At 31.8% G+C, this 26,658-nt stretch carries 20 protein-coding genes, 1 tRNA gene and 3 rRNA genes; 2 read left to right on the top strand and 22 right to left on the bottom strand.

All coding sequences use genetic code 11. The annotated features are described in order from the left end of the window. Positions 1-67 precede the first annotated feature (67 nt). The 13 genes from rrf to FRIFI_RS15210 form a co-directional block, all read right to left on the bottom strand. Positions 68-184: ribosomal RNA gene (rrf, locus tag FRIFI_RS02205) — 5S ribosomal RNA — on the bottom strand. 11 nt (positions 185-195) lie between these two features. Then, positions 196-269: transfer RNA gene (locus FRIFI_RS02200), tRNA-Gly, on the bottom strand. A 58-nt stretch (positions 270-327) separates the two neighbouring features. Further along, positions 328-3,230, bottom strand: a 23S ribosomal RNA gene (locus FRIFI_RS02195). A gap of 204 nt (positions 3,231-3,434) precedes the next feature. After that, positions 3,435-4,937: ribosomal RNA gene (locus FRIFI_RS02190) — 16S ribosomal RNA — on the bottom strand. The 16S, 23S and 5S rRNA genes sit together here with 1 tRNA gene alongside, the layout of an rRNA operon. Positions 4,938-5,546: 609 nt before the next feature. Further along, a complete protein-coding gene (locus FRIFI_RS02180; protein WP_176579628.1) occupies positions 5,547-6,602 on the bottom strand; it encodes an ABC transporter substrate-binding protein in 1,056 nt (351 codons plus the stop codon). Further along, a complete protein-coding gene (locus FRIFI_RS02175; RefSeq protein ID WP_092923305.1) occupies positions 6,599-7,276 on the bottom strand; it encodes an ABC transporter permease in 678 nt (225 codons plus the stop codon). The genes FRIFI_RS02180 and FRIFI_RS02175 overlap by 4 nt, the downstream gene beginning before the upstream one ends. A gap of 104 nt (positions 7,277-7,380) precedes the next feature. Beyond that, positions 7,381-8,220: an ABC transporter permease gene (locus FRIFI_RS02170; protein ID WP_166504874.1), complete on the bottom strand. Its 840-nt coding sequence runs from the start codon at positions 8,218-8,220 to the stop codon at positions 7,381-7,383. Between the two features lie 2 nt (positions 8,221-8,222). Beyond that, positions 8,223-9,266, bottom strand: a complete 1,044-nt coding sequence (potA, locus tag FRIFI_RS02165) for a spermidine/putrescine ABC transporter ATP-binding protein (RefSeq protein ID WP_166504873.1) — start codon at positions 9,264-9,266, stop codon at positions 8,223-8,225. Between the two features lie 17 nt (positions 9,267-9,283). Beyond that, entirely contained in the window at positions 9,284-9,823 is a 540-nt protein-coding gene (locus tag FRIFI_RS02160; RefSeq protein ID WP_092923256.1) for a helix-turn-helix domain-containing protein, read from the bottom strand. 375 nt (positions 9,824-10,198) lie between these two features. Beyond that, positions 10,199-13,033, bottom strand: a complete 2,835-nt coding sequence (locus FRIFI_RS02155; protein ID WP_166504872.1) for an immunoglobulin-like domain-containing protein — start codon at positions 13,031-13,033, stop codon at positions 10,199-10,201. Positions 13,034-13,373: 340 nt separating this feature from the next. Then, a complete protein-coding gene (gene nagB / locus FRIFI_RS02150) occupies positions 13,374-14,123 on the bottom strand; it encodes a glucosamine-6-phosphate deaminase (RefSeq protein WP_166504871.1) in 750 nt (249 codons plus the stop codon). 18 nt (positions 14,124-14,141) lie between these two features. Then, positions 14,142-15,272, bottom strand: coding sequence for an N-acetylglucosamine-6-phosphate deacetylase (nagA, locus tag FRIFI_RS02145; protein WP_092923220.1), 1,131 nt, complete (start codon positions 15,270-15,272; stop codon positions 14,142-14,144). An 11-nt stretch (positions 15,273-15,283) separates the two neighbouring features. Further along, complete coding sequence (locus FRIFI_RS15210; RefSeq protein ID WP_092923217.1) at positions 15,284-16,018, bottom strand: GntR family transcriptional regulator; 735 nt, start codon at positions 16,016-16,018, stop codon at positions 15,284-15,286. A 338-nt stretch (positions 16,019-16,356) separates the two neighbouring features. On the opposite strand from FRIFI_RS15210, the gene FRIFI_RS02135 reads away from it, so the two are divergent. Beyond that, complete coding sequence (locus FRIFI_RS02135; RefSeq protein WP_092923214.1) at positions 16,357-17,199, top strand: CvfB family protein; 843 nt, start codon at positions 16,357-16,359, stop codon at positions 17,197-17,199. Positions 17,200-17,244: 45 nt separating this feature from the next. On the opposite strand, the gene FRIFI_RS02130 is transcribed toward FRIFI_RS02135, so the two are convergent. Genes FRIFI_RS02130 through FRIFI_RS02120 form a run of 3 tightly spaced genes read right to left on the bottom strand, consistent with a single transcriptional unit; the run spans position 17,245 to position 19,837 of the window. After that, a complete protein-coding gene (locus FRIFI_RS02130) occupies positions 17,245-18,423 on the bottom strand; it encodes an NAD(P)-dependent malic enzyme (protein WP_092923210.1) in 1,179 nt (392 codons plus the stop codon). Positions 18,424-18,439: 16 nt separating this feature from the next. Continuing rightward, positions 18,440-18,988: a Fe-S-containing hydro-lyase gene (locus FRIFI_RS02125; RefSeq protein WP_166504870.1), complete on the bottom strand. Its 549-nt coding sequence runs from the start codon at positions 18,986-18,988 to the stop codon at positions 18,440-18,442. Positions 18,989-18,997: 9 nt separating this feature from the next. Next, a complete protein-coding gene (locus tag FRIFI_RS02120) occupies positions 18,998-19,837 on the bottom strand; it encodes a fumarate hydratase (protein WP_166504869.1) in 840 nt (279 codons plus the stop codon). A 172-nt stretch (positions 19,838-20,009) separates the two neighbouring features. Between FRIFI_RS02120 and FRIFI_RS02115 the strand changes: the two genes are divergently transcribed. Then, positions 20,010-20,222 carry a DUF378 domain-containing protein gene (locus FRIFI_RS02115; protein ID WP_092923204.1) on the top strand — a complete coding sequence of 71 codons (213 nt, stop codon included), beginning with the start codon at positions 20,010-20,012 and terminating at the stop codon, positions 20,220-20,222. 74 nt (positions 20,223-20,296) lie between these two features. On the opposite strand, the gene ybaK is transcribed toward FRIFI_RS02115, so the two are convergent. The 6 genes from ybaK to FRIFI_RS02085 form a co-directional block, all read right to left on the bottom strand. Beyond that, the gene (gene ybaK / locus FRIFI_RS02110; protein WP_092923201.1) at positions 20,297-20,776 is read right to left on the bottom strand and encodes a Cys-tRNA(Pro) deacylase; all 480 of its coding nucleotides are present in this window, start codon (positions 20,774-20,776) and stop codon (positions 20,297-20,299) included. A gap of 3 nt (positions 20,777-20,779) precedes the next feature. Further along, the gene (locus FRIFI_RS02105) at positions 20,780-22,570 is read right to left on the bottom strand and encodes an aminopeptidase P family protein (RefSeq protein WP_092923198.1); all 1,791 of its coding nucleotides are present in this window, start codon (positions 22,568-22,570) and stop codon (positions 20,780-20,782) included. Positions 22,571-22,739: 169 nt separating this feature from the next. Beyond that, complete coding sequence (locus FRIFI_RS02100) at positions 22,740-23,570, bottom strand: energy-coupling factor transporter transmembrane component T family protein (protein ID WP_092923195.1); 831 nt, start codon at positions 23,568-23,570, stop codon at positions 22,740-22,742. Next, entirely contained in the window at positions 23,567-25,273 is a 1,707-nt protein-coding gene (locus FRIFI_RS02095) for an ABC transporter ATP-binding protein (protein ID WP_092923192.1), read from the bottom strand. Before FRIFI_RS02095 ends, FRIFI_RS02100 begins: the two co-directional genes overlap by 4 nt. A 19-nt stretch (positions 25,274-25,292) precedes the next feature. Continuing rightward, positions 25,293-25,850, bottom strand: coding sequence for an ECF-type riboflavin transporter substrate-binding protein (locus FRIFI_RS02090; RefSeq protein WP_092923189.1), 558 nt, complete (start codon positions 25,848-25,850; stop codon positions 25,293-25,295). Between the two features lie 292 nt (positions 25,851-26,142). Further along, positions 26,143-26,529 carry a hypothetical protein gene (locus FRIFI_RS02085; protein WP_166504868.1) on the bottom strand — a complete coding sequence of 129 codons (387 nt, stop codon included), beginning with the start codon at positions 26,527-26,529 and terminating at the stop codon, positions 26,143-26,145. Positions 26,530-26,658: the final 129 nt, after the last annotated feature.

Genomic DNA, 26,658 nt, shown 5'->3' with positions numbered 1-26,658 from the left:
TACTTTATTTTATTATATATAAAATGAAGTTAAAATGTGAATAATTTCAAATACAACAAAAAAGATTACGTGGCTACGTCTTACTCTCCCAGGAGGTCGCCCCCCAAGTACCATCAGCGCTAAAGAGCTTAACTTCTGTGTTCGGTATGGGAACAGGTGTATCCTCTTTGCTATAATAACCACATAATCTTTATTTGGAGCGGGTGAAGGGGATCGAACCCTCACAGCCGGCTTGGAAGGCCGGAACTCTACCATTGAGCTACACCCGCATATTAAATTTTATTAGTACTTTCAAAACTGTATACCATTTAGATTCATCATTTAAATGAGGTCAAGTCCTCGACCTATTAGTATCGATAAGCTAAATACATTACTGCACTTACACCTTCGACCTATCAACCAGGTAGTCTTCCTGGGGTCTTACCCTTACGGTGGGAAATCTTATCTTGAAGTTGGCTTCGCGCTTAGATGCTTTCAGCGCTTATCCATTCCGTACATAGCTACCCAGCCATGCCCTTGGCAGAACAACTGGTACACCAGAGGTACGTCCATCCCGGTCCTCTCGTACTAAGGACAGGTCTCCTCAAATTTCCTACGCCTGCGACGGATAGGGACCGAACTGTCTCACGACGTTCTGAACCCAGCTCGCGTACCACTTTAATGGGCGAACAGCCCAACCCTTGGGACCTACTACAGCCCCAGGATGTGATGAGCCGACATCGAGGTGCCAAACCTCCCCGTCGATGTGGACTCTTGGGGGAGATAAGCCTGTTATCCCCAGGGTAGCTTTTATCCGTTGAGCGATGGCCCTTCCATGCGGAACCACCGGATCACTAAGTCCGACTTTCGTCCTTGCTCGACCTGTATGTCTTGCAATCAAGCTTCCTTTTGCCTTTACACTCTTCGCACGATTTCCGACCGTGCTGAGGAAACCTTTGAGCGCCTCCGTTACTTTTTGGGAGGCGACCGCCCCAGTCAAACTGCCCACCTGACGGTGTCCCAAGACCTGATTCAAGGCCTCTGGTTAGGATCCCAGTACTACAAGGGTGGTATCCCAAGGATGACTCCACACAGACTGGCGTCCATGCTTCATAGTCTCCCACCTATCCTGTACATGTAGTACCAAGACCCAACGTCAAGCTACAGTAAAGCTCCATGGGGTCTTTCCGTCCTGTCGCAGGTACCCGGCATCTTCACCGGGATTACAATTTCACCGAGTCTATTGTTGAGACAGTGCCCAAATCGTTACGCCTTTCGTGCGGGTCGGAACTTACCCGACAAGGAATTTCGCTACCTTAGGACCGTTATAGTTACGGCCGCCGTTTACTGGGGCTTAAGTTCACTGCTTCGGATTGCTCCTAACAGATCCCCTTAACCTTCCAGCACCGGGCAGGCGTCAGCTCCTATACATCGTCTTGCGACTTAGCAGAAACCTGTGTTTTTGGTAAACAGTCGCTTGGGCCTATTCTCTGCGGCCATCCAAAGGATGGCACCCCTTATCCCTAAGTTACGGGGTCATTTTGCCGAGTTCCTTAACAATAGTTCTCTCGCTGGCCTTAGGATACTCTCCTCACCCACCTGTGTCGGTTTACGGTACGGGCACCTTTAACCTCGGTAGAGACTTTTCTCGACAGTGTGAAATCAGCTACTTCGCCCAAAAGGGCTCCCCATCGTACCCTAGCATTATCAAGACGGATTTGCCTATCTTGACTGCCTCAGTACTTAGCCACACATAACCAACAGTGTGGTTAGCTTATCCTACTGTGTCATCCCATTCCTCAAACGGTTATTGGTGGTACAGGAATATCAACCTGTTGTCCATCACCTACGCCTTTCGGCCTCGGCTTAGGTCCCGACTAACCCAGGGCGGACGAACCTTCCCCTGGAAACCTTGGGTTTACGGCCCGTGGGATTCTCACCCACGTCTCGCTACTCATGCCAACATTCTCACTCGTATACTGTCCACATGTCCTTACGGTCATGCTTCAGCCTGCATACGAAGCTCCCCTACCCATCATAAATGATGCCGTAGCTTCGGTAGTACGTTTTAGCCCCGGAAATTTTCGGCGCAGGATCACTCGACCAGTGAGCTATTACGCACTCTTTAAATGAGTGGCTGCTTCTAAGCCAACATCCTGGTTGTCTGTGCAATCCCACATCCTTTACCACTTAACGTACATTTAGGGACCTTAGCTGACGATCTGGGCTGTTGCCCTCTTGACTATGAATCTTATCACCCACAGTCTGACTCCTGAGCAAAAGAAGACGGCATTCGGAGTTTGATAGTCTTCGGTAAGTGCAATACCCCCTAGGACATTCAGTGCTCTACCTCCGTTTCTCTAAGCTCAAGGCTAGCCCTAAAGCTATTTCGGGGAGAACCAGCTATCTCCGGGCTCGATTGGAATTTCACCGCTATCCACAAGTCATCCCCGAGCTTTTCAACGCTCGTGGGTTCGGTCCTCCACGAAATTTTACTTTCGCTTCAACCTGCTCATGGATAGGTCGCCCGGTTTCGGGTCTACGTCAAGTAACTTAAATCGCCCATTTAAGACTCGCTTTCGCTACGGCTCCACACCTTAAGTGCTTAACCTTGCTACTTAACGTAACTCGTTGGCCCGTTCTACAAAAAGTACGCGGTCACACAAGAAATGTGCTCCCACAGCTTGTAAGTGCAGGGTTTCAGGTTCTATTTCACTCCCCTCCCGGGGTTCTTTTCACCTTTCCCTCACGGTACTATGCGCTATCGGTCACTAGGTAGTATTTAGGCTTGGAGGATGGTCCCTCCTGCTTCCCACAGGGTTTCACGTGTCCCGTGGTACTCTGGATCATATCTGAAGTCTTCTCGTTTTGACTACGTGGCTGTTACACTTTATAGCGGAGCTTTCCAACTCTCTTCGTCTACAATAGCCTCTTCGTTGATGATATGTCCGCAACCCCAACAAAGAAAACTTTGTTGGTTTGGCCTGTTCCGCGTTCGCTCGCCGCTACTTACGGAATCGATTTTTCTTTCTCTTCCTCCAGGTACTTAGATGTTTCAGTTCCCCGGGTTCCCCTCGCTAAGCTATGTATTCACTTAACGATACTTAGACATTACTCTAAGTGAGTTTCCTCATTCGGAAATCTTCGGATCAAAGTTTACGTGCAACTCCCCGAAGCTTATCGCAGCTTATCACGTCCTTCATCGGCTCCTAGTGCCAAGGCATCCGCCCTGCACCCTTAATAACTTGACCAGTTATTAAAGTTATTTTAAAGACTTTTCTTGTCTATTTATAAAAAATGATGTCATATCACTAAATGTTATACAGTTTTCAAAGTACTAAAGTACGTCGCCAACAAACAAATTTCGTATTCACTCAATTTATTCTGTTGCTTAAAGTACTAATTTTGAGGTTCTAATGAACTCTCAAAATTAAACAGTAGGTAATTCTCCTTAGAAAGGAGGTGATCCAGCCGCACCTTCCGATACGGCTACCTTGTTACGACTTCACCCCAGTTATTGATTTCACCTTCGACGGACGCTTCCAAAAGGTTAGCTATCCGGCTTCGGGCGCCCCCAACTTCCGTGGTGTGACGGGCGGTGTGTACAAGACCCGGGAACGCATTCACCGCAGCATTCTGATCTGCGATTACTAGTAACTCCAGCTTCATGTAGGCGAGTTTCAGCCTACAATCCGAACTGAGAATGGCTTTAAGGGATTAGCTCCACCTCACGGTTTGGCTGCCCTCTGTACCACCCATTGTAGCACGTGTGTAGCCCTAAGCATAAGGGGCATGATGATTTGACGTCATCCCCACCTTCCTCCAGGTTATCCCTGGCAGTCCCTCTAGAGTGCCCAACTTAATGCTGGCAACTAAAGGCAAGGGTTGCGCTCGTTGCGGGACTTAACCCAACATCTCACGACACGAGCTGACGACAACCATGCACCACCTGTCACTTCTGTCCCCGAAGGGAAAGATGCGATTAGGCATCGGTCAAAAGGATGTCAAGCTTAGGTAAGGTTCTTCGCGTTGCTTCGAATTAAACCACATGCTCCGCTACTTGTGCGGGTCCCCGTCAATTCCTTTGAGTTTCACTCTTGCGAGCGTACTTCCCAGGCGGAGTACTTAATGCGTTAGCTGCGCCACCGAAGGGGGTAACCTCCGACAGCTAGTACTCATCGTTTACGGCGTGGACTACCAGGGTATCTAATCCTGTTTGCTCCCCACGCTTTCGTGCCTCAGCGTCAGTTACAGTCCAGAGAGCCGCCTTCGCAACTGGTATTCCTCCTAATATCTACGCATTTCACCGCTACACTAGGAATTCTACTCTCCTCTCCTGCACTCAAGTCTTACAGTTTCAAGAGCTTACTACGGTTGAGCCGTAGCCTTTCACTCCTGACTTGAAAGACCGCCTACGCACCCTTTACGCCCAGTAATTCCGGATAACGCTAGCCCCCTACGTATTACCGCGGCTGCTGGCACGTAGTTAGCCGGGGCTTCCTCCTCAAGTACCGTCATTATCTTCCTTGAGGACAGAGCTTTACGACCCGAAGGCCTTCATCGCTCACGCGGCGTTGCTGCATCAGGCTTTCGCCCATTGTGCAATATTCCCCACTGCTGCCTCCCGTAGGAGTTTGGACCGTGTCTCAGTTCCAATGTGGCCGATCACCCTCTCAGGTCGGCTACTGATCGTCGCCTTGGTAAGCCGTTATCTTACCAACTAGCTAATCAGACGCGGGTCCATCCTGTACCGCAAAAACTTTGATGTTTTTACCATGCGATAAAAACATATTATCTCGTATTAGCATACCTTTCGGTATGTTATCCGTGTGTACAGGGCAGGTTACCCACGCGTTACTCACCCGTCCGCCGCTCTTCTCCGAAGAGAATCGCTCGACTTGCATGTGTTAGGCACGCCGCCAGCGTTCATCCTGAGCCAGGATCAAACTCTCAAATATAAGTTTTCCTGCTCAGACTATCATTATCTGAATATCTGGCTTGGTTTGTTTTCGATTCTTTTAAGAATCAGTTATATAAATTAACCTACTGTTTAATTTTCAAAGTTCATTTTAAGCGACTATATTGGCGCTTACTTTTTTGTTTTGCCCTTTTCTTAAGGACAAGTATAACTATACCACCTTGAACGTATATAGTCAATAGTTTTTATTATTTTTTTATTTATATAAATCTCATACCTCTCTTCTTGTTTTTAAGTTAACATATGTCTCTTTAAATTAATAATATAATACTATAATCAAATTATATTACTTTAATAGGACATTCAATGGGTGGTGCTATATGCATTAGGTATATATCTAGATACAATGGATATGGAGTATCAAGACTTTAAAACTCTTATTTAGTTCATTTAGAAGAAGATGGGCATAAAGCCTTCTATGAATCAAGAGATATAATAAATAAAGTTCTGGAAGAGTTTATAAAACAAACTACAAAAGAAACTATTTTTATATATAAACAATAAGAATTATGTATTAAGTTTTATCTATTTATAAATTAACATAAAGTATAATTTCTTTTCAAAAAAAAGAGTAGAATACTCTACTCTTTTACTTTGATTTTAACTCAATCCAAGCTCTATCATATAATTTTATTTTGTCATCTAAATCTATAAATGTCTCGCATTTATCCAGTAACTTTTTAGGTGGATATGCAACTGGATTTTCAGTTGTTTGTTCATCTAATAGCTCTATTGCTCCCGTATTAGGTATAGAATATCCAATATATTCAGCATTTTGCTTAGCATTTTCAGGTTCTAATAAAAAGTTAATAAACATTTCAGCTTCTTTCTTATTTTGTGCTGTTTTGGGTATGCACATAGCATCTACCCATTTATTAGTTCCCTCTTTTGGTATTACATAAGCTAAGTTAGGATTTTGTTCCATTAAGGTAACTGCATCTCCAGAATAAATTATTCCCATAGCAACTTCTTCGCCTAATAATCTATCTTTACCTTCATCATTAACATATGCTAAAACTAAATCTTTTTGCTTCATAAGAAGTTCTTTTGCTTCTTCTATTTCTTTTGGATTTGTAGTATTCATACTGTATCCAAGTTTTTTTAATGCTATTGCCATAGTATCCCTAACTGAGTCAAACATCATTATGTTTCCTTTATATTTTGGATCCCATAATATGTCCCAGCTATCAACAGGCTCTTTTACCATTTTCTTATTATATAATATTCCAAATGTTCCCCACATATATGGTACGCTGTACTCATTATCTGGATCATATACTGGATTTAAAAAACTCTTATCTATATATTTCATATTTGGTATATTTTTAAAGTCTATCTTTTGAAGTAAGTCCTCATTTCTCATTTTCTCAACCATATAATCTGAAGGGAAAACTAAGTCATAATTAGTACTTCCACTTTTAACTTTCTGATACATCATCTCATTTGTATCATAAGTCTCATATAATACATCTATTCCAGTTTCTTTTTCAAACTTAGCTATAAGATCTTCGTCTATATAATCCCCAACATTGTATACATTAAGTACTTTTGTAGAATCTGTAGAACTTTTACATCCAGTTAATGCTACTGAACTTATTATACCTATAGTTAAAAGCGATATTATCTTTTTTCTTATTTTCACTATTTGTCACTCCCTGCTACTATAGATTGTTTTTTATTTGATATTAAAAGCAATATTAATACTACTGTAAACATTATAGTAGATAAAGCATTTATTTCTGGTTTTATACCTCTTCTTGCCATACCATATATTTCTATAGAAAGATTACTAACTCCATTTCCTGTATTAAAGAAACTAATTATAAAGTCATCTATTGACATCGTAAATGCAATTAAAAATCCTGATATTATTCCTGGTTTTATTTGAGGAAGTATTACTTTCCTAAGTGCATACATAGGTGTAGCACCTAGGTCCATTGCTGCTTCTTCTATGTTTTGTGGCATCGACCTAACCTTAGGAAGAACCGACAATATTACATATGGTATACTAAACATTATATGAGCTAATAACATAGTTGTAAAACCAAACTCTATGTTTAAAAAAGCAAATAAACTCATTAGAGCTACTGCTGTTACTATATCTGGGTTTAGCATAGGAAGATAGTTTACATTTAACATTACCTTTCTTCCTCTTGTTCTCATCTTTTGTATTCCTATTGCACTTATAGTTCCTACTATAGTTGCTATTATAGATGAAATTAAAGCAACTATTATAGTGTAGTATAGTGCACTCATTATATTCTCATCATGTATTAATCTTTGGTACCACTTAAACGTAAATCCACTCCAGTGAGCCATTGATTTAGAATCATTAAATGAAAATACAACTAGTGCAAATATTGGTGCATATAAGAATAAGAATACCAAAAACAAATATACATTAGATATTACTTTCTTTAACTTTAAAATAATAACCCACCGCCTTCTTTATCTGATTCATCATCAACTTTAGACATTACTGCCATTGATATAAGTATTACTATCATCATAAATATAGAGACTGCTGAACCAAAGTTCCAATCTCCTACAACAGTAAATTGTTGTTCTATTAAATCACCTATTAACATAAATTTACCACCACCAAGTAATCTTGATATAGCAAATGTTGTTACAGATGGCATAAATACCATTGTTATTCCAGAAACTACGCCTGGCAAACTTAATGGGAATATCACTTTGGTAAATACTTGTAAACTATTTGCTCCTAAATCTCTTGCAGCATTTATTAAATCATTATCCATCTTAGATAAAGATGTATATATAGGTAAAACCATAAATGGTAAGAAATTATAAACCATTCCAAGTAATATTGCTACATTAGTATATAATATGCTAACAGGTTCTATTCCAAATATTCCTAATAAATAGTTTAAAAGTCCATTTTTACCAAGTATAGCAACCCATGCATAAGTTCTTAATAAAAAGTTCATCCACATAGGAAGTATAAATAATAATATTAATGTTCCTCTTCTATTTACATTTGCTTTTGATATTAAATATGCTACTGGGTATCCTACTAAAAGACATATAATTGTAGATATTCCAGCTAATGTTATCGATCTAAAAAATACTTTAAAATAAATAGGGTCCATCAATTCTTTGTAGTTAGCTAAAGAAAACACTCGACCATTATCTGTTTCTATAGTAAAACTAAAAACAAATACTAGTATTAAAGGGATTACAATAAATATTGCACTCCATACTATATATGGATATGCTAGTATAGATTTTTTATTTTTCATAATTAATTTTGCTCTTTTCTCATTATATGGATATCTTCTGGATATATATCCATTCCTAATTCTGATCCAACTTGTGCATTTTTAGTATTATGAAGAATCCATTTTCTATCATTTTCTTTAACTTCTATTTCATAATGAACACCCTTAAATATACTAGATGTAACTGTCCCTTTTAACATTGAATCCTCTGGATTTACCATTTTTATATCTTCTGGTCTTATTACTACTTCTATATTTTCATTTTTTTCAAACCCTTTGTCTACGCATTCAAATACTTTACCGCAAAATTCAACTTTATAATCTTCTAACATAATTCCATCAAATATATTACTTTCTCCTATAAATCTTGCAACAAATGAATTTTTAGGTTCATTATATATATCTTCTGGTGTTCCCATTTGTTGTATCTTACCTTTGTTCATTACAACTATAGTATCTGACATACTAAGAGCTTCTTCTTGGTCATGAGTTACAAATATAAAAGTTATTCCCAACTTCTTTTGCATTCTCTTTAATTCTATTTGCATCTCTTGTCTTAGCTTTAAATCTAACGCCCCTAAAGGTTCATCTAATAATAATAATTTAGGTTCATTTACTAATGCTCTAGCAATAGCAATTCTTTGTTGTTGCCCTCCACTTAGTGAATCAACCTTTCTATTTTCTTTTCCTTCTAATGCCACTAATTTTAACATTTCTTTTACTTTTTCATCTATTTTATCTTTAGGCATTTTCTTTATCTTAAGTCCAAATGCTATATTTTCATATACATTCATATGAGGAAACAATGCATATTTTTGGAAAACTGTATTTACAGGTCTTTGGTATGGAGGTATTTCATTAATCTCTTTTCCTTCAAATAATACACTACCTTCATCTGCCTGCTCAAACCCTGCTATTATTTTAAGCGTTGTAGTCTTACCACATCCACTTGGACCTAGTAACGTTAAAAATTCATTTTTCTTTATATCTAAAGATAAATCATCCAAAACTTTTAAATCATCATATTGTTTTGATAGATTTCTTAATTCAATTATATTTTCACTCAATTATTAACACCTCTTTCCTAGAATGATGGAGGAGTTGATACCCAAATCACTTTTGCAGTAGTTTTTCCTGCATTTGATATGTAGTGATTAGCTCTTGGCTTAAAGTAAAAACTCTCTCCTTTTCTTACTTTATTATATTTATCTCCTATATGAAGGTATATGGCTCCTGAAAGAACATAGCCAAACTCTTCACCTTCATGTGGCTTTTCTTCCTTATACCTACCGCCTGGTTCTAGAGTTACTATTACAGGCTCCATTTCATTTTTTTGTGAATTTGGAACTAACCATTTAAATGTATATTTAAGATCTTCATCTTCTGTCTCAAACATATCATCCTTTGTAAAACAAATTCTTTCATCATCTATTTCATTAAAAAATTCTCTCAAGTTTGTTCCTAATATTTCTAATATATCTATAAGTGTAGCTATGGATGGTGAAGTTAAATTATTTTCTAATTGAGATATAAATCCTTTTGATAATTCACATCTATTAGCTAATTCTTCTTGAGTCAATTGCTTTTCAATTCTCATTCTCTTTATTTTCTCACCTATATCCATCTTTCCACCTCCTAATTTTCATATTTTTAGTAAACATATTGTTTAAAATACCTAAACATCAAAGTTTATTATATAAAACTTCTATATATAATTCAATAGTTTTTTTAATTTTTTCATTTTTAAAGCATTACATATAAATCAAGTATTTTACTGGTTTTATATGTAAAATACCTCTACATTTGTTTATATTAATATTCATAAAGTTTAGTATCTCTAACTCACTTTTATAATCTAAAAAATTTTAACTCTTTTATATTTTTTATTTTTCTTAAAGTATATATATCATCTATTTTCCTTAAATTTGTAAACCCTATACTAATGTAAAATAAAATCGCATAAATAATTTAGGTTAAAATAAAAAAAAATAAGGCTTAACTAAGCCTTATTTTTTTTTATTTTATTTACAACTAGTCCTAATAATGCTACTAGTACTAAAGCAATATATCCTAAACTACCTGTATCTCCTGTTTGAGGATTAAAATTATCGTTTATCTCGATTTTATTAGGTTGATGTAAACTACTTGGTTTATTCGCGCTTACAATACTATTTGAGCTTACACTACTTTCATTTGACTCTGATTTATTTTCAGTCTGATTGTTATTTGTATCATTTTTAATAGAATCTAGTAAAACGGTAACTATCCTTTTTACAGTAGTAGTATTTCCATCACTGTCTGTTACCGTATATATTAATTCATATTTACCTGGCTTATTGACATCTACATTTCCTGTTATCTTAATATCCTTAGTTATATTACCATCCTCAGTATCTGTAGCAGTTACTCCAGCCATTGGATCAAATTCCGTTCCTTCTCTTATACTTACATTATCAGCTCCAGTTATTACTGGTTTATCATTACTTTTTACTGTAACTGTAATTGTCTTAGTAGCTGTCGCTCCTTTACTATCTGTTACTTCATATTTAACTGTGTAAGTACCTATCTTATTTGTGTTAACTGTATCTTCCACTACTTTAATTTTATCAGTAATATTGCCATCCTCTTTATCATTAGCAGTTACCCCTGTTAATGGATTAAACTTTTCTCCAACATTTATTATCCTGTTCTCTGCATTTATCGTTGGCACTGCATTTATTTCTACCATTTTAGGATTAACTATAATCACTCTTTTTACAGTAGTAGTATTTCTATCACTGTCTGTTACCGTATATATTAATTCATATTTACCTGGCTTATTAACATCTACATTTCCTGTTATTTTAATATCTTTAGTTATATTACCATCTTCAGTATCTGTAGCAGTTACTCCAGCCATTGGATCAAATTCCGTTCCTTCTCTTATACTTATATTATCAACTCCAGTTATTACTGGTTTATCATTACTTTTTACTGTGACTGTAATTGTTTTAGTAGCTGTTGCTCCTTCATTATCTGTTACTTCATATTTAACTGTGTAAGTACCTACCTTATTTGTGTTAACTGTATCTTCCACTACTTTAATTTTGTCAGTAATATTTCCATCTTCTTTATCATTAGCAGTTACTCCTGTTAATGGATTAAACTTTTCTCCAACCTTTATTGTTTTATTCTCTGCATTTATCGTTGGTGCTTTATTTACTATAAGTTCGATTGGTTGAATTACATTACCTGAAAATTCAGCATTACATTTACCAATATTTACATTCTTTGAAAAAGAGTAATTTTCACTATTAACATTTATATCTTTCCATAAGATTTTGTTAGTATCTTTATTATATAATCCATTTTCAGAAATATTTGATGGTTCTATTTTATTTCCTTTTTCATCTACTATTATGTCATCAATTTCTATTGACCCCAATTGCTTTACTTTTTTTGATTTTAATTTTATATTTTGGTTATCTAATTGTAAGTAATTTAAATGGTTCAAACTAGCTAAAGGAGTTATATTGCTTATTTGATCATTGTTTAATTTTAAAAAAATCAGTTTATTTAGATTAGCTATAGGACTTATATCACTTATCTTATTATCTGCTAAATCTAAAATAATTAACTTAGATAATCTCTCTAAGATGTTTATATCACTTATTTGGTTATTAGCTAAGTGCAAGATAGTTAATTTAGTTAAATTTGATAAAGGAGTTATATCACTTATTTGATTATTATTTAAATTTAAAAAATCTAAATTAGTCAAATTTTCTAAAGAGTTTATGTCATTTATCTCATTATCACTTAAATATAATCCTGCTAATTTAGTCAATCCTCCTATAGAACTTATATCACTTATGTGATTGTAAGACAAATGCAAGCCATGTAATTTAGTTAAGTTTGACAAAGGAGCTATATCACTTATTTGATTGTGATTTAAATATAAATAATTTAAATTAGTTAATTTTGATAAAGGGCTTATATCACTTATTTGATTTTCAGTTAAGCGCAACGTAACTAAATTAGTTAGATTTGATATAGGACTTATATCGCTTATTTGGTTATTAGTTAAGTCAAAAGTAGATAAATTAGTTAATTTAGTTAAATTTGATACATAACTTATATCACTTATTCGATTATTAGCTAAATCCAAATCAGCTAAATTAGTTAAATTTAATACAGGACTTATATCACTTATTTGATTTCTAGCTAAGTTCAAAGTAACTAAATTAGTTAATTTTGATATAGGACTTATATCACTTATTTGATTATTGGTTAAGTGCAAAATAGTTAATTTAGATAAGTTTTTTATAGGACTTATATCATTTATTTGATCTCCATCTAAGTATAAGTAAGTCAAATTCACACAATATTGCAGTCCTTCTAAATCTGATATTTTTGAATCAATTACAGTTAATCTTTTTAATGACTCTAATTCAGACTTACTTATATCTGCATCCAAATCTTTCTTTCTTAACTGTTTATTTATTGCTCTTTTTAAATTTATATCTTTAATATCAATTATTTTACTTTCTTTAACCTTTTCATCTACAGATTTAGCATCGCTATTTACTATAGGTTTATTTTCAATTTTTAAATTATTATCTTTAATTTCATTTTTAGTATCTATACTTTCTGTGTTAGAAATTTCTGTAGATGGCTCATTTTTTTTATCTATAGAAATTGGATCTAAATGTTCTTCTTTATTCAAACCAATTCCAGTTGTATCTTTATTACTAGACTCTATTTCATCTGCTAGTACATTTACCATCATTGATTGTATAGTTACTGTTGTTGTAATTACTAATACAAATGTCTTTTTAATATTATTTTTTTTGCTCATTAGATTTTTCCCCCCTTTATTTAATTAAGATTCAAATAAAAGTTTTATTAAATAGAACATTATAAAATAATGGAAATTATTGCTACTTACCATTCTTACCCCTAAAAACTTTTTAAAATCAAATTTCAAAAAATAAAATTATTGATACCTAATATTCATATATAGATTTATAATACTTAAATTCATATGAAAATTAGTATAGGTTTAAAAAATTTCTCTATTGGTTAAATAATCATCTAAAACCCAGTTGTACAATTTTTTATACCATTTAATGAAATATAAATACTTAAAATATAATTTTAATTAATAAAAAATAACACCTCATATGAGGTGTTATTTTTTATACTAACTTATAATCTTTTGGATCTAACTTACTTGCTGAGTCTTTATCTAAGATTAATACTATATCATTATGAAATTGTAATATTGATGCTGGTACTTCTGGTAAAACTTTTCCGTAAACTGTATTGTATATAGCTTCTGCTTTTCCTTCCCCTGATGCTAAAAGCATTATTTTTTTAGACTTAAATATTGAACCAGTCCCCATAGTTATAGCCTTTTTAGGTACCTCATCTATGCTATCAAAAAATCTTGCATTAGCTTCTATTGTACTTTCCTTTAAATTAACTAGATGAGTTCCTCTTTCAAAGTTTATTGTAGGTTCATTAAATCCTATATGGGCATTGTGACCTATACCTAACACTTGTATATCTACTCCTCCAGCTTCCTTAATAGCCTCATCATAGTTTTTGCATTCTTTTTCTATATTATCAGTCATACCATTTGGTATATGTATATTTTCTTCTTTTATATTTATATGATTAAATAAATTTTCTCTCATAAAATAGTCATAACTTTGCTCATTAGATTTTGGAAGTTCAAAGTATTCATCTAAATTAAATGTTTTAACTTCAGAAAAGTCTATAAGACCTTCTTCATACATACTTACTAATTCTTTATACATTCCTATTGGAGTACTTCCTGTAGCTAATCCTAAAACAGAATCTGGCTTTAGTGTTAATTGACTCGCTATCATTTGTGCAGCTTTTTTACTCATTTCATTGTAATCTTTACATACTAATATTCTCATGATAAATTATCCCCTCATCTATTTTTTGTATATTACTTTTCCACAGTTTATAGTCATATGACAGTTTATATCCTTATCAAATATAGCTATATCTGCATCCTTTCCTATTTCTATACTACCCTTTTTGTTATCTATGCCTATTGATTTGGCAGGGTTTATTGATGCTAATTTTATAACTTTTCTCATATCTAAATTAGTATTATTCATAAAATTGTAAACCATCTTATTAAGAGGCATAACACTTCCTGCCAAACTTCCACTTTCTAACCTTGCTTGATTACTTTTAACAATGACCTTTTGACCACCTAAAGAATATTCTCCATCTTCTAATCCACCAGCTTCTATTGAATCCGTTATAAGAATTATCTTATCTTCACCTTTATTATTCAAGATAAATTGGAATAAATCCTTCATTATATGTATCTCATCAGCTATTACCTCACAATATACATTAGTTGTAAGAGCAGCTCCAACAACCCCAGGATTTCTATGATTTAGTCCGCTCATTCCATTAAATGTATGTGTTATATTACTCGCTCCCATATTTATAGCTTCTTTTGCTTCATCATACGTAGCTTTACTATGACCTATTGATAAAACTATGTCTGTGTTAGCTTTAATTTTTTTTGTAAATTCCATATCTACATCTTTTTCTGGCGCATAAGTTATTATCTTTATTACATCCTTGTATTTTTCTATAAATTCATAAGTTGGAGCAACTATAAATTTTTCATTTTGAGCTCCTTTATAATCTTTATTTATAAATGGCCCTTCCAAATGAGTCCCTATAATTTGGGCCCCTTTAGTATCTTTATCCATATATTTCTTTATAGTGTCTATGGCATTTGTTATACTCTTTTCATCCATAGTCATTGTTGTTGGTAAAAATGAACTTACACCATGTCTTGCTATGGATTTAGCTATCGTACAAATAGCATCATCAGTGCCATCCATTGTATCTTTTCCCATGTTGCCATGTATATGTATATCTATTAATCCAGGACATACATAATTTCCATTGGCATCTATTATTTCACAATCTTTTGGTGCTTCATTAACTATATTGATTATCTTCTCATTAAATACTAGTACTTTATTTTCTAATATTTGATTTTCTAAAACTATTTTTCCATTAACTATACATTTCATACTTATCACCCCTACTCACTTAATATTAACTCATATTGATACTTATCACTTCTAAATATAGATATTGTATATTCTATTGGCTTACCTTCAGTATTATATGAATTTCTTTGAAGCTTAAGTGCTAATGATCCTTCTTCTGTATCTAATATATTAGATTCTTCTTCTGATAAAATCACTGGCTCCATAGTCTGCCTAGCTTTTGTTATCTTATAGTTATAGTTTTCACTTAGCATTTTATATAACGAATTATTATCTAACATCCCTTTAGTAAAACCTTTGCACATTTGCTCCGACAGATAGACAGTTTCTATACCAAATGGCTCTCCATCTGTATACCTTAGTCTAACTACCTTATATACATTAGTCTTTTCATCTTTTATGTTTAATTTATTTTTTATTAAGTCACTTGGTACTTCCATTTCAAAAGATAGTATATCAGTCCTTATGTTTATACCCTTTTCTTTCATTACATCTGTAAATCCTTTTACATTTGAGAACTCATATTTTTTCTTTTCCTTAGCAACAAATGTACCTTTACCTTGTACTCTATATAATATTCCTTCACTTACAAGACCCATAATCGCCTTATTGACAGTCATGCGACTTACATTTTGTCTAGAACAAAGCTCTCTTTCAGGTATTATAGCGTCTCCTTCTTTTAATTCTCCATCTTCTATCATTTTTCTAATTATAGAACTTAATTGTATGTGAAGTGGAGTGGTAATATTTTTATCTACTATTTCCATATTTTTCACCACTCTTTTTATGTTGTAATATTTATTTTGGTATATACCAATTGTACTTTATTTCTATCTATCTATTCAATAGTTTATTTAAAATTTGCATAAAATATTTTTAAGTATATACAATGACAAATTTTAAATAATTCATTATACGATAAAAATAATGTTTTTGCATCATGTTCTTTATATGTTATATGTAATATTTTGTTTAACATGTGTGCTTTCTATGGTATTATATTAAGATACACTATTAAACTTACATATTTTAATTTTAATAAAAGCATAGTATTTAATTATTTTAATCGTATATATTAAATCAAAATTTAAGGAGATGATAAAACTTGATAAAAATAGGTGATTTCAATAAACTTGAAGTTAAGAGAGAAACAAGCTTTGGTTATTTTTTAGATGGAAAAACATCTAATTCAAAGGATGATATTTTACTTCATAAAAGATTTATAGGACATAACAAAATAGAACTTGGAGATGTAGTAAATGCATTTATCTATATAGATTCAGAAGGTAGACGTACAGCTACACTTATACCTCCTAAAGGTAAAGTAGATGAAATATGCTACTTAAAAGTTGTTGCTCACACTAAAATAGGTAGCTTTATAGATATTGGACTTCCAAAAGATATATTAGTTCCTTTTAAAGCTAAAACTTACGATTTAGAAAAGGGGAATAGATATTTATTCAATATATATCTTGATAAAACAGGTAGGCTTGCTGCTACGACAGATATAGATAGTTTATTAACAACAGACCACAGTTATAATATAGGAGATACAGTTTCTGGTATAGTTTATGGATTCCAAACTAATAATAGCGCTATGGTATGTGTAGATAATAAATATGCTGCAGTTATACTTGCTAATGAATACTTTACAGATTTAAAACATGGAGATAAACTTGAAAATCTAAGAGTTATAAAGATTTATGAAGATGGAAAGTTAGGACTTACTCCTAGACAAGAAAGAAAAAATGAACTAGATTCTCTTGAGTCTCAAATAATAGATTATTTAAAGAGTAATGATGGTCATATGAATTTTAATGATAAAAGTTCTCCAGAAGATATATCAAAAGAATTTAAAAGCAGTAAGAAAAACTTTAAACGTGCTCTTGGAGTACTAATGAAAAAAGATTATATATATCAAAATGAAAATGGAACATATTTAAAATAAAAATATAAAAAATGGAGTTTACTTAATTGTAAACTCCATTTTTTATTAGATTCTATTAACTTTAGTTTTTATAGCAGCTTTTTTAACAGCATTTGCTACATTATTAGTAACATCTTTATTGAACGGATCTGGTATTATATTTTCTGAAGATATTTCTTCTTTTCCTATTGTATTTGCTATTGCATAAGCTGCCGCAATTTTCATTTCTTCGTTTATATCACTAGCCCTAACATCTAATGCCCCTCTAAATACACCTGGAAATGCCAATACATTATTTACTTGATTAGGAAAATCTGACCTTCCTGTTCCAACTACAAGAGCCCCTCCTGCTTTAGCTTCATCTGGCATTATTTCAGGTATTGGATTTGCCATAGCTAAAACCATAGACTTATCTGCCATAGTTTTTATATCTTCTCTATCTAATAAGTTTGGCGCAGATACACCTATAAACACGTCTTTACCTTTTATTACTTCTTTTAAAGTTCCTCTTTCATTTCTAATGTTCGTTATATCTAACATATCTTTCTGTGCCCAGTTTAGATTGTCCATTTCTTCATTTATAGCACCATATTCATTACAGAATATTACATTCTTAACCTTCATACTTAATAGTATCTTTCCTATAGCTAATCCTGCAGCTCCCGGTCCGTTTATTACTATTTCTAAATCCTCGATATTTTTACCAGATAATTTTGAATAGTTTATTATAGCTGATGCAACAACTATAGCCGTACCATGTTGATCATCATGAAATACAGGTATATCCATTTCTTTTTTTAATCTAGATTCTATTTCAAAACATCTAGGAGAACTTATATCCTCTAAGTTTATTCCTCCAAATACTGGCTCCATTAATTTTACGGTATTTACTATTTCATCTACATCATTTGTTTTAAGACATATAGGGAATGAATCTACATTCGCAAACTCTTTAAATAATATTGCTTTTCCCTCCATAACAGGTATAGATGCTTCTGCACCTATATTCCCAAGTCCTAAAACAGCACTTCCATCACTAACTACCGCAACAATATTCCCTTTTGATGTATATCTATAAACATCATCTTTATTTTTATGTATTTCTTGACAAGGTCTGGCAACACCTGGAGTGTATGCTACTGCTAATTCATCTCTATTCTCTACTTTTACCTTACTTACTACACTTATTTTCCCTTTGTTTTCTTCGTGCATTTTTAAAGCTAATTGTGCATAATCTTTAGACATATTCTACCTCCGTGTTTTATCTTTTACAATAAAGTCTCCTACCTTTTTCGTATATATTTTCACCATAACTATCTATAGCTACAATTAATTGCAAATCTTCTATTTCTAATCTTCTTATTGCCTCTGCACCTAAATCATCATAAGCTATAACTTCACAAGATTTTATAGAATTTGATATATAAGCACCTGCACCACCTATCGCCGCAAAGTATACAGCCTTATGTTTTTTGATACCTTCTATTACAGCTTCACTTCTTTTGCCTTTTCCAATCATAACCTTAAGACCCCTTTCTAATAGAGGAATAGTTAAGTCATCCATTCTATAACTTGTAGTTGGCCCTGCTGAACCTATCACCTCATTTGGCTTATTTGGAGTTGGTCCAACATAATATATAGCCTGTCCGCATATATCAAAAGGCATTTTTTCTTTTCTTTCTATAGTTTCAATAAGTCTTTTATGAGCAGCATCCCTTGCAGTATATATAGTTCCACTTAAACTTACTACATCTCCACATCTCAACTTGATTATTTCTTCGTTGGATAACGACATATTTAATTTAATCATAAACCACCCCTATATTATAACTTTTTTGTGTCTTGAAGCATGACAGTTTATATTTACTACAACAGGAAGACCTGCTATATGAGTTGGAAATGTTTCTATATTTACAGAAAGAGCTGTCGTATTTCCACCTAAACCTTGTGGTCCTATTCCCAATTTATTGATTTCTGCTAATAATTCCCTCTCTAATTCTGCTATAAATCTATCTTTACTATGTTCTCCAATGTTTCTAAGTAAAGCTTTTTTTGATATTTGAGCACACTTATCTATAGTACCACCTACACCAACACCTACAACTATAGGTGGACATGGATTAGGACCAGCTTCTGATACTGTATTTATTATAAATTCTTTTATCCCCTTTACCCCATCAGATGGTTTTAGCATCTTCATTTTACTCATATTTTCACTACCAAAACCTTTAGGAGCAAATTCTATCTCTATCTTATCTCCCTTTACCATTTCATAGTGTATTATAGCTGGAGTATTATCTTTCGTGTTAATTCTATTTATAGGATCTACTACAGATTTTCTAAGGTATCCTTCTTCATATCCTTGTCTAACACCTTCGTTTATAGCAACTTCTATTGTACTTCCTCTTACTAATACTTCTTGACCTACTTTTACAAAAAACACTGCCATACCAGTATCTTGACAGATTGGTATTTTTTTTTCATTTGCTACTTGTATGTTTTCTAAAAGTACATGTAATATATTCTTCCCTAATTCACTTTCCTCTTTTTCTAAATTATTATGTATAGCGCATACAACATCCTCTCCTAAATTTATGTTAGCGTCTATACACATTTTTTTTACTACTTCTGTAATTTTATGAGATTTAATTTCTCTCACTCGAACATACACCCCATTTTTATTTTTAATATTCGTAACACAATTAGACTTTATCATTTTTTACAAATTTTAACAATATATTGCTTATATTTTAATTATTTTAATATTATGTATAAAATGTAATTATTTGTTAATCATATAATATACAAATAATTTTTTTGGAGGTATAACTATGGATATGTTATATGATATAGCTCTTATACTAGTTATTATTGGTGCTATAAATTGGGGTCTAGTAAGTATCGCTAATTTTGATTTAGTTGCAGCAATTTGTGCTGGTGGAGGAAGATTTGGTAATATAAATACTTTAAGCAAAATAGTATACGGCTTAGTAGGACTTTCAGGGATTTATATAGCAATAGATTACTTTATGGCTATGATGTAAAATTTATATTTACCTAACTTTATAAAAACATAATTTTTTATATAAAATAAAAAAGAGGGTATTTACCCTCTTTTTTATTTTATAATATCTCTAAACTCTAAATTAATTATATCTTTTAAATCTTTTGGTGAAATCTCTACTTGGTAACCTATTTTACCAGCGCTAACTATAATGTTATCAAGTTCTTTTGCACTTTCATTTACAAAAGTTTTATAAAGTTTTTTCATACCTATAGGTGAACATCCCCCCCTTATATATCCAGTAAACTTATTTATATCATTTACATTAATCATCTCTATACTTTTTTCGTTAGCTACTTTTGCTGCTTTTTTTAAGTCTAAATGTTCATTTACAGGTATAACATATACATATATGTTTTTACTTTGAGATATAGCTACTAATGTTTTATATACTATGCTAACATCTTTACCTATCTTCTGAGCTACTTCAACTCCATCTACATGTTCTCCTTTTTTGAATTCATAAGAGTACATATTATATTTTATTTTTTTAGAGTCTAGTATTCTACATACATTAGTTTTTACCTTACTCACTTATTATATCTCCCTTGTATAATTTCTTAACCACTCACACTCATCTTTACTTAAGAATGGTGATATTTTATCAAATACTTCTTTGTGATAATTGTTTAAGTATTTCTTTTCATCTTCTAACATTAAACTTGCATCTACTGCATCTAAATCAATTGGCGCAAAAGTTATAACCTCAAAGTCCATGAATTGACCATATTCATTTTTCTCAGCTTTTCTTGTAACTACTTCATTTTCTATTCTTATACCATGAGAACCTTCTATATATACCCCTGGTTCATTAGTAGTTACCATACCTTCTTCAAGCACACAACTATCATCTCTTTCTGGTACTACTCTCCATCTAAATCCATTTGGAGCTTCATGAACATTTAGTACAAATCCTATACCATGACCTGTTCCACATTTATAATCTATTCCTAAATTCCAAAGTGGACCTCTAGCTAATATGTCAAGATTATACCCTCTGCATCCATATAAAAATTTAGCTTTAGATAATCTAATCATACCTCTAACCACATTTGTAAAATGAGTCTTAGCATCTCTTGTTATTTCACCTAATGCTATAGTTCTTGTTATATCTGTAGTACCATCATAATATTGCCCACCTGAATCTATTAAGAATAAATCTCTTGGTTCTAGTTTATAGTTGCTTTCTTCTGATGCGCTATAATGCATCATAGCAGCATGTTCTCTATATGCAGCTATAGTATTAAAACTTGGTTCTATAAATTTATCTTGTTCTCTTCTTAAGTCTTCTAGTTTTTGAGCCGCACTTATTTCAGTTATTTCTTCTTTATCTACATTAGTTTTAAGCCAATACATAAATTTAGTGAAAGCTACACCATCTTTTATATGGCTATTTCTTATATTCTTTAGCTCTATTTCATTTTTTATTGCTTTAAACATAATAGTAGGATTTTGTGTATCTATCTTTCTAATAGATTTTGATATATTGTTATAAATAGCATAATTTACTTTATTTGAATCAAGTAACACAACTTCTTTTTCATCTATAGTTTTAACAAATTCATATATAGAGTCGTATGGTTTAACTTGTACTTTCTCTTTATTTAATTCATTTTTTATAGTTTCATCTAATTTGTCTTCATCTATAAATAAATAAACTTCATCTAAAGTTATAACTGTATAAGATAATACTACTGGATTGTGTTTTATATCTCCACCTCTTATATTAAATAACCACGCTATATCATCTAATGTTGTTATGATATGCACACTTGCTTCTTTTTCTTTCATAGCATTTCTTACTCTTTTTAATCTTTCTGAAAAACTTTCTCCTGTGTATTTAACATCTAATAAAAAAGCTTTTTCCTTTGGTAATTCCGTTCTATTTTCCCATATTTGACCTACTAAATCATAGTTATATTCTATATCAATATTTTTAAATTCTAATTTATCTTTTAAATTTTTTCCTTCTTTTGCACATACTACTTTACCATCAAAACCTAGTTTTGAATCTTTTTTCATATTATCTATTAGATATTTTTCTATAGTAGGGACACCTTCTTCTCCCATTTTAAATAACTTTATAGTACTATTTTTAAGTTCATTTTCAGCTTGTATGAAATATCTTCCATCTGTCCATAAACCTGCTTCATCTTGAGTAATTACTATTGTACCTGCTGAACCTGTAAATCCTGATATATATTCTCTTGATTTAAAGTAATCACCTACATATTCACTTTGGTGATAATCTGAAGATGGTATTAGGTAAGCATATATCCCTTTGTCGTTCATTAACGCTCTTAATTTATTGATTCTTTCTTTTATCATAGTCTTACTCCTTTCAATTTTGATTATCTTATGTACTATTTTAACACTATTTAGTAATTTTAACTAATTAATTTATATTATAATTTATCAAATATAAAATAGCCTATATGAAATTTCATATAGGCTATCATCTATGGATTTTAAATAGTATATATCTGGCAATTTTATATTATATAAAAGGATTATAAAATCTCGAACCATCGACCTTAATCATAACTATAGATATTAATAAAATTATTATTAACACTAGTATAGATATATAATCTCTTTTTTCAAATTTTCTTCTATTAAACCAAGTACGTTTTTTGTTATTTCCAAAAGCTCTTAGCTCCATAGCTAAACTTATTTTATCTATTCTTTCTAAACTAGAGAATATCAAGGGCATAAGTATTGCTGCCGAATTTTTTATTCTTTTAGATAACTTTTCTTTTTTTGATAAATCAATTCCTCTTGCTTGCTGAGCAAAAGATATATCCTTATAGTCCCTTTGAACATCTGGTATATATCTAAGAGCGATTGATACTGTATATGCAGCTTTATAACTTACACCAAGCTTATTTAATGATGCTGCAAATTCACTTGGATCCGTTGTAAGTATAAATAAAAGCGCCATAGGTATTGTTGCAAAGTATTTCAATACTACATTTAACTCATAAAATAGTTGTTCTTTTGTTATTGTATATGGGCCTATTAAGTGAAGTAAATCCGTCCTACTTCCATATATTTCTACACCTTGATATGGAGCAAATATAAATATTAAAAGTGCGTTTAGTAGTAAGAAAAATAATATAAAATAAAGCACAAAAGATACTTCTTTAAATTCAATTTTTGACATTTTAAATACTACTATTCCAACAATAAAAAGTCCAAGTAAAACTCTTGTATCATATGTTATCATTGCCGCTATTGTCCAAAGTAAAAAACATATTAACTTTGTAGCTCCAGTTAACCTATGAATAGGTGAGTCTTTCTTTATATATGACAACATTTCTGTATTCATATGTTTCTAACCCTCCTATCATAATCAATAAATCTATTTACAAATTCTACAGAATCTTTTATTTTACATTTTATAGCTAGTTCTTGTAGTGATGTTTCTTTTAAATTTGCTTTTTCTATTATCTCTTTATTTGTTAATATCTTAGTTGATTTATCATCACCTATTTTTTGACCATTTGATAAAACTACTACATTACTTGTATATTCTAGCATAAGATGCATATCATGAGTTACCATAATTATAGTAACACCCTTTTTATTTAACTCTACTAAAAATTCCATTATTTCTGTATAATGCTTGAAGTCTTGTCCTGCTGTAGGCTCATCTAGTATTATTACCTCTGGATTTAATACTAATATAGATGCTATTGTAACTCTTTTCTTTTGACCAAAACTAAGTGCTGATATGGGCCAATTTCTGTACCCATAAAGTCCACAAGTTTTAAGTACATTTTCTACTTTTTCTTTTATTTCTTCTTTATTATATCCTCTTATCTTTAAACCAAAAGCTACTTCATCAAATACCATAGTCTTAGATATCATTTGATTAGGATTTTGCATAACAAATCCTATTTTTTCCGAACGCTCTTTTATAGATTCATCTTTTATATCTTTCCCATCAAATAATATTCTTCCACTAGTAGGTTTGTAAAAACCACATATTAATTTTGATATAGTAGATTTACCTGCACCATTTTTACCTACTATACTTGCTATATCACCTTTTCTTATCTTAAAAGATACATCTTTAAGTATTTGTTTTTCAGGAGAATATGAGAAGTTTATGTTATCTAGTTCTAATATATAGTCGTTTTTAGTTTTAGATTCTTCTTTTTTAGTATTCTCATACCAGTCATTGACTTTATCTTTACACTTTTCTATATCTAATGTATTTATACTTTCAGGTTTTAAGTCTTTACTTATCTCACAACCTGAGTATTTTAAAGCAGTTATATATAAAGGCTCTCTTACCCCAACTTCTTCTAAGATGTTAGTTGATAAGAGTTCATTTGGAGTAGTATCTGCTACTATACATCCTTTGTCCATAACTACTATTCTATCTACTTTACAATGAAGAACATCTTCTAATCTATGCTCTATTATTACCATTGTTTTATTTTCTTTTTGTTGTATACTATCTATAAGTTCCATAGCACTTTTCCCTGTCGCAGGATCTAAGCTTGCTAAAGGCTCATCAAATAGTAATACTTTAACTTCATCTACTGTTACTCCAGCTAAAGTTACTCTTTGTTTTTGACCCCCAGATAATTTGTATGGTGATGCTTCTAATTCCTTATCTATATCAACTAACTTAGCAGCTTTGTTAACTCTATCTATCATTTCATTTTGCTCTACACAATAGTTTTCTAGTTTAAATGCTATATCTTCTCCTACTGTAAGACCTATAAACTGGCTGTCTGGATCTTGAAGAACAGTCCCAACTACTTTAGATAATTCAAATATATTTTTATTTTTTATATCCTCATTATTTATTCTTAATTCTCCACTCATCTCTCCACTATAGAAAAATGGTACTAGCCCATTAAGGCAATGTGCTAAAGTACTTTTACCTGAACCTGATGGTCCTACTATTAATACTTTTTCACCTTCATAAATAGTCAAGTTTATATTTTTTAATGTTGGCTCAGCTTGAACTCTGTATTTAAAATTGAAGTCTTTAAACTCAATTATTTTCTTTTTCATAAATGCCTCCTTTCGCCTATTATTCTTCTACTCTTAAACTCCCGCTCTTTATTTTTGTTTTAGAGTATGTTTTTAATATTAATGTTCCTAATATACCTATTGTAACCATGTTTGATATTCCACCTATAGCTCCTTGTATGTATACCTTATTTGCAGGTTCTGCATATATAACTATATCTAAAGTAGGTGCTACAACAAACCAAGCTATTATATTTGCTACAATTTGAGTTATATTAAAAATTATAATTTGTTTAATGGAGAAATCTCCTTCATCTACTTTTATTCTTTTATACATTATACCTATTATAAGACCCACTATAGCCGATGATATTACCCAACTAAACCAAGGCATTCCATAAAACACTAAATCTTTTAATCCATGTCCTATAAGCCCTATTAAAAATCCTGCTATAGGACCATAAATTACTGCCATTAACGCTAGATAAGCATATGCTGTTTCTATGTTAGTGTTTGGTATACCACTTGGTATAGAACCAAATCTTCCCAATATCATAAATACAGCAGCTCCAATTCCTATAGCAACTATAGTTTTTATTGAAAGTTTACTTTTATTCATACTTATACCTCTCTATTTTAGATGTATACATTTATATTTATTTAAATTAAACACAAATTTTAGTATAACCCTTACTAAAAAAAATGTCAATGTTAGTCGATTTTTTAACCATATTTATACCTTTATTATTTACGTTATTTTTTATAAATACTTAATCTTTTAATTAAATAATTAATATATTTTATGCTTATAACAAAAACAAAAAAGGCAGAGAAAAATCTCTGCCTTTTAGAAATTATTGATTTTATTCTTAAGGTAACTTATTTATTTTATTAGATAATAAATAACAGCATTAATTTCCAAGTGAGTCAAATTGTAAATCAAAGCATAGTAATACTCTTGCAGTCATAGTTGTTGATAATGCTGTAATTACAACAGCATTTAATTGAGCTACTGAAATTACCGCTTCTTGATTTTGTGCTATGACAATGTCAATAGGACTTGCTTGAACTCTAATACTTACAGTTCTTGATAAGTTTCTAATCTTTATTGTAGCACGTGTAGTAGCTGGATCAGATGAGTCATAAACAACTACTCCAGCAGGTGTAGCAGTTGATCTTATAGTAAATTGTTCCTTAACAAATCCTTCACAGCATCTACTTTCTATATCACATACTTCATCTCTTATATCCTCAAAATCGTCTCTTTGGAAATATTCACAATTATTATTTCTGCACATATTATATTAACCTCCTTTTAATTAGGACAGCTTATTTGCTTGTCCTTTAATATAATATGTTTTAGATAAAATTTCGTTACACTAATCGACTTTTTTTTATATTTTTTGCTATTAATTTAAATTTCCAAT

This window comes from Romboutsia hominis, from assembly GCF_900002575.1.
Classification (GTDB): Bacteria; Bacillota; Clostridia; order Peptostreptococcales; family Peptostreptococcaceae; genus Romboutsia_C; species Romboutsia_C hominis.
The sequence above is the reverse complement of the archived record's forward strand: the minus strand, read 5'-3'. Positions and strand labels throughout refer to the sequence as shown.

Bases quoted from the DNA above. Each gene is read 5' to 3' on its own strand.
- FRIFI_RS02175 (WP_092923305.1), bottom strand. From the start codon at position 7,276: ATGGCTCACTGGAGTGGATTTACGTTTAAGTGGTACCAAAGATTAATA.
- FRIFI_RS02170 (WP_166504874.1), bottom strand. From the start codon at position 8,220: ATGAAAAATAAAAAATCTATACTAGCATATCCATATATAGTATGGAGT.
- FRIFI_RS02160 (WP_092923256.1), bottom strand. From the start codon at position 9,823: ATGGATATAGGTGAGAAAATAAAGAGAATGAGAATTGAAAAGCAATTG.
- FRIFI_RS02155 (WP_166504872.1), bottom strand. From the start codon at position 13,033: ATGAGCAAAAAAAATAATATTAAAAAGACATTTGTATTAGTAATTACA.
- nagB (WP_166504871.1), bottom strand. From the start codon at position 14,123: ATGAGAATATTAGTATGTAAAGATTACAATGAAATGAGTAAAAAAGCT.
- nagA (WP_092923220.1), bottom strand. From the start codon at position 15,272: ATGAAATGTATAGTTAATGGAAAAATAGTTTTAGAAAATCAAATATTA.
- FRIFI_RS15210 (WP_092923217.1), bottom strand. From the start codon at position 16,018: ATGGAAATAGTAGATAAAAATATTACCACTCCACTTCACATACAATTA.
- FRIFI_RS02130 (WP_092923210.1), bottom strand. From the start codon at position 18,423: ATGTCTAAAGATTATGCACAATTAGCTTTAAAAATGCACGAAGAAAAC.
- FRIFI_RS02125 (WP_166504870.1), bottom strand. From the start codon at position 18,988: ATGATTAAATTAAATATGTCGTTATCCAACGAAGAAATAATCAAGTTG.
- FRIFI_RS02115 (WP_092923204.1), top strand. From the start codon at position 20,010: ATGGATATGTTATATGATATAGCTCTTATACTAGTTATTATTGGTGCT.
- FRIFI_RS02105 (WP_092923198.1), bottom strand. From the start codon at position 22,570: ATGATAAAAGAAAGAATCAATAAATTAAGAGCGTTAATGAACGACAAA.
- FRIFI_RS02100 (WP_092923195.1), bottom strand. From the start codon at position 23,570: ATGAATACAGAAATGTTGTCATATATAAAGAAAGACTCACCTATTCAT.
- FRIFI_RS02095 (WP_092923192.1), bottom strand. From the start codon at position 25,273: ATGAAAAAGAAAATAATTGAGTTTAAAGACTTCAATTTTAAATACAGA.
- FRIFI_RS02090 (WP_092923189.1), bottom strand. From the start codon at position 25,850: ATGAATAAAAGTAAACTTTCAATAAAAACTATAGTTGCTATAGGAATT.
- FRIFI_RS02085 (WP_166504868.1), bottom strand. From the start codon at position 26,529: ATGTGCAGAAATAATAATTGTGAATATTTCCAAAGAGACGATTTTGAG.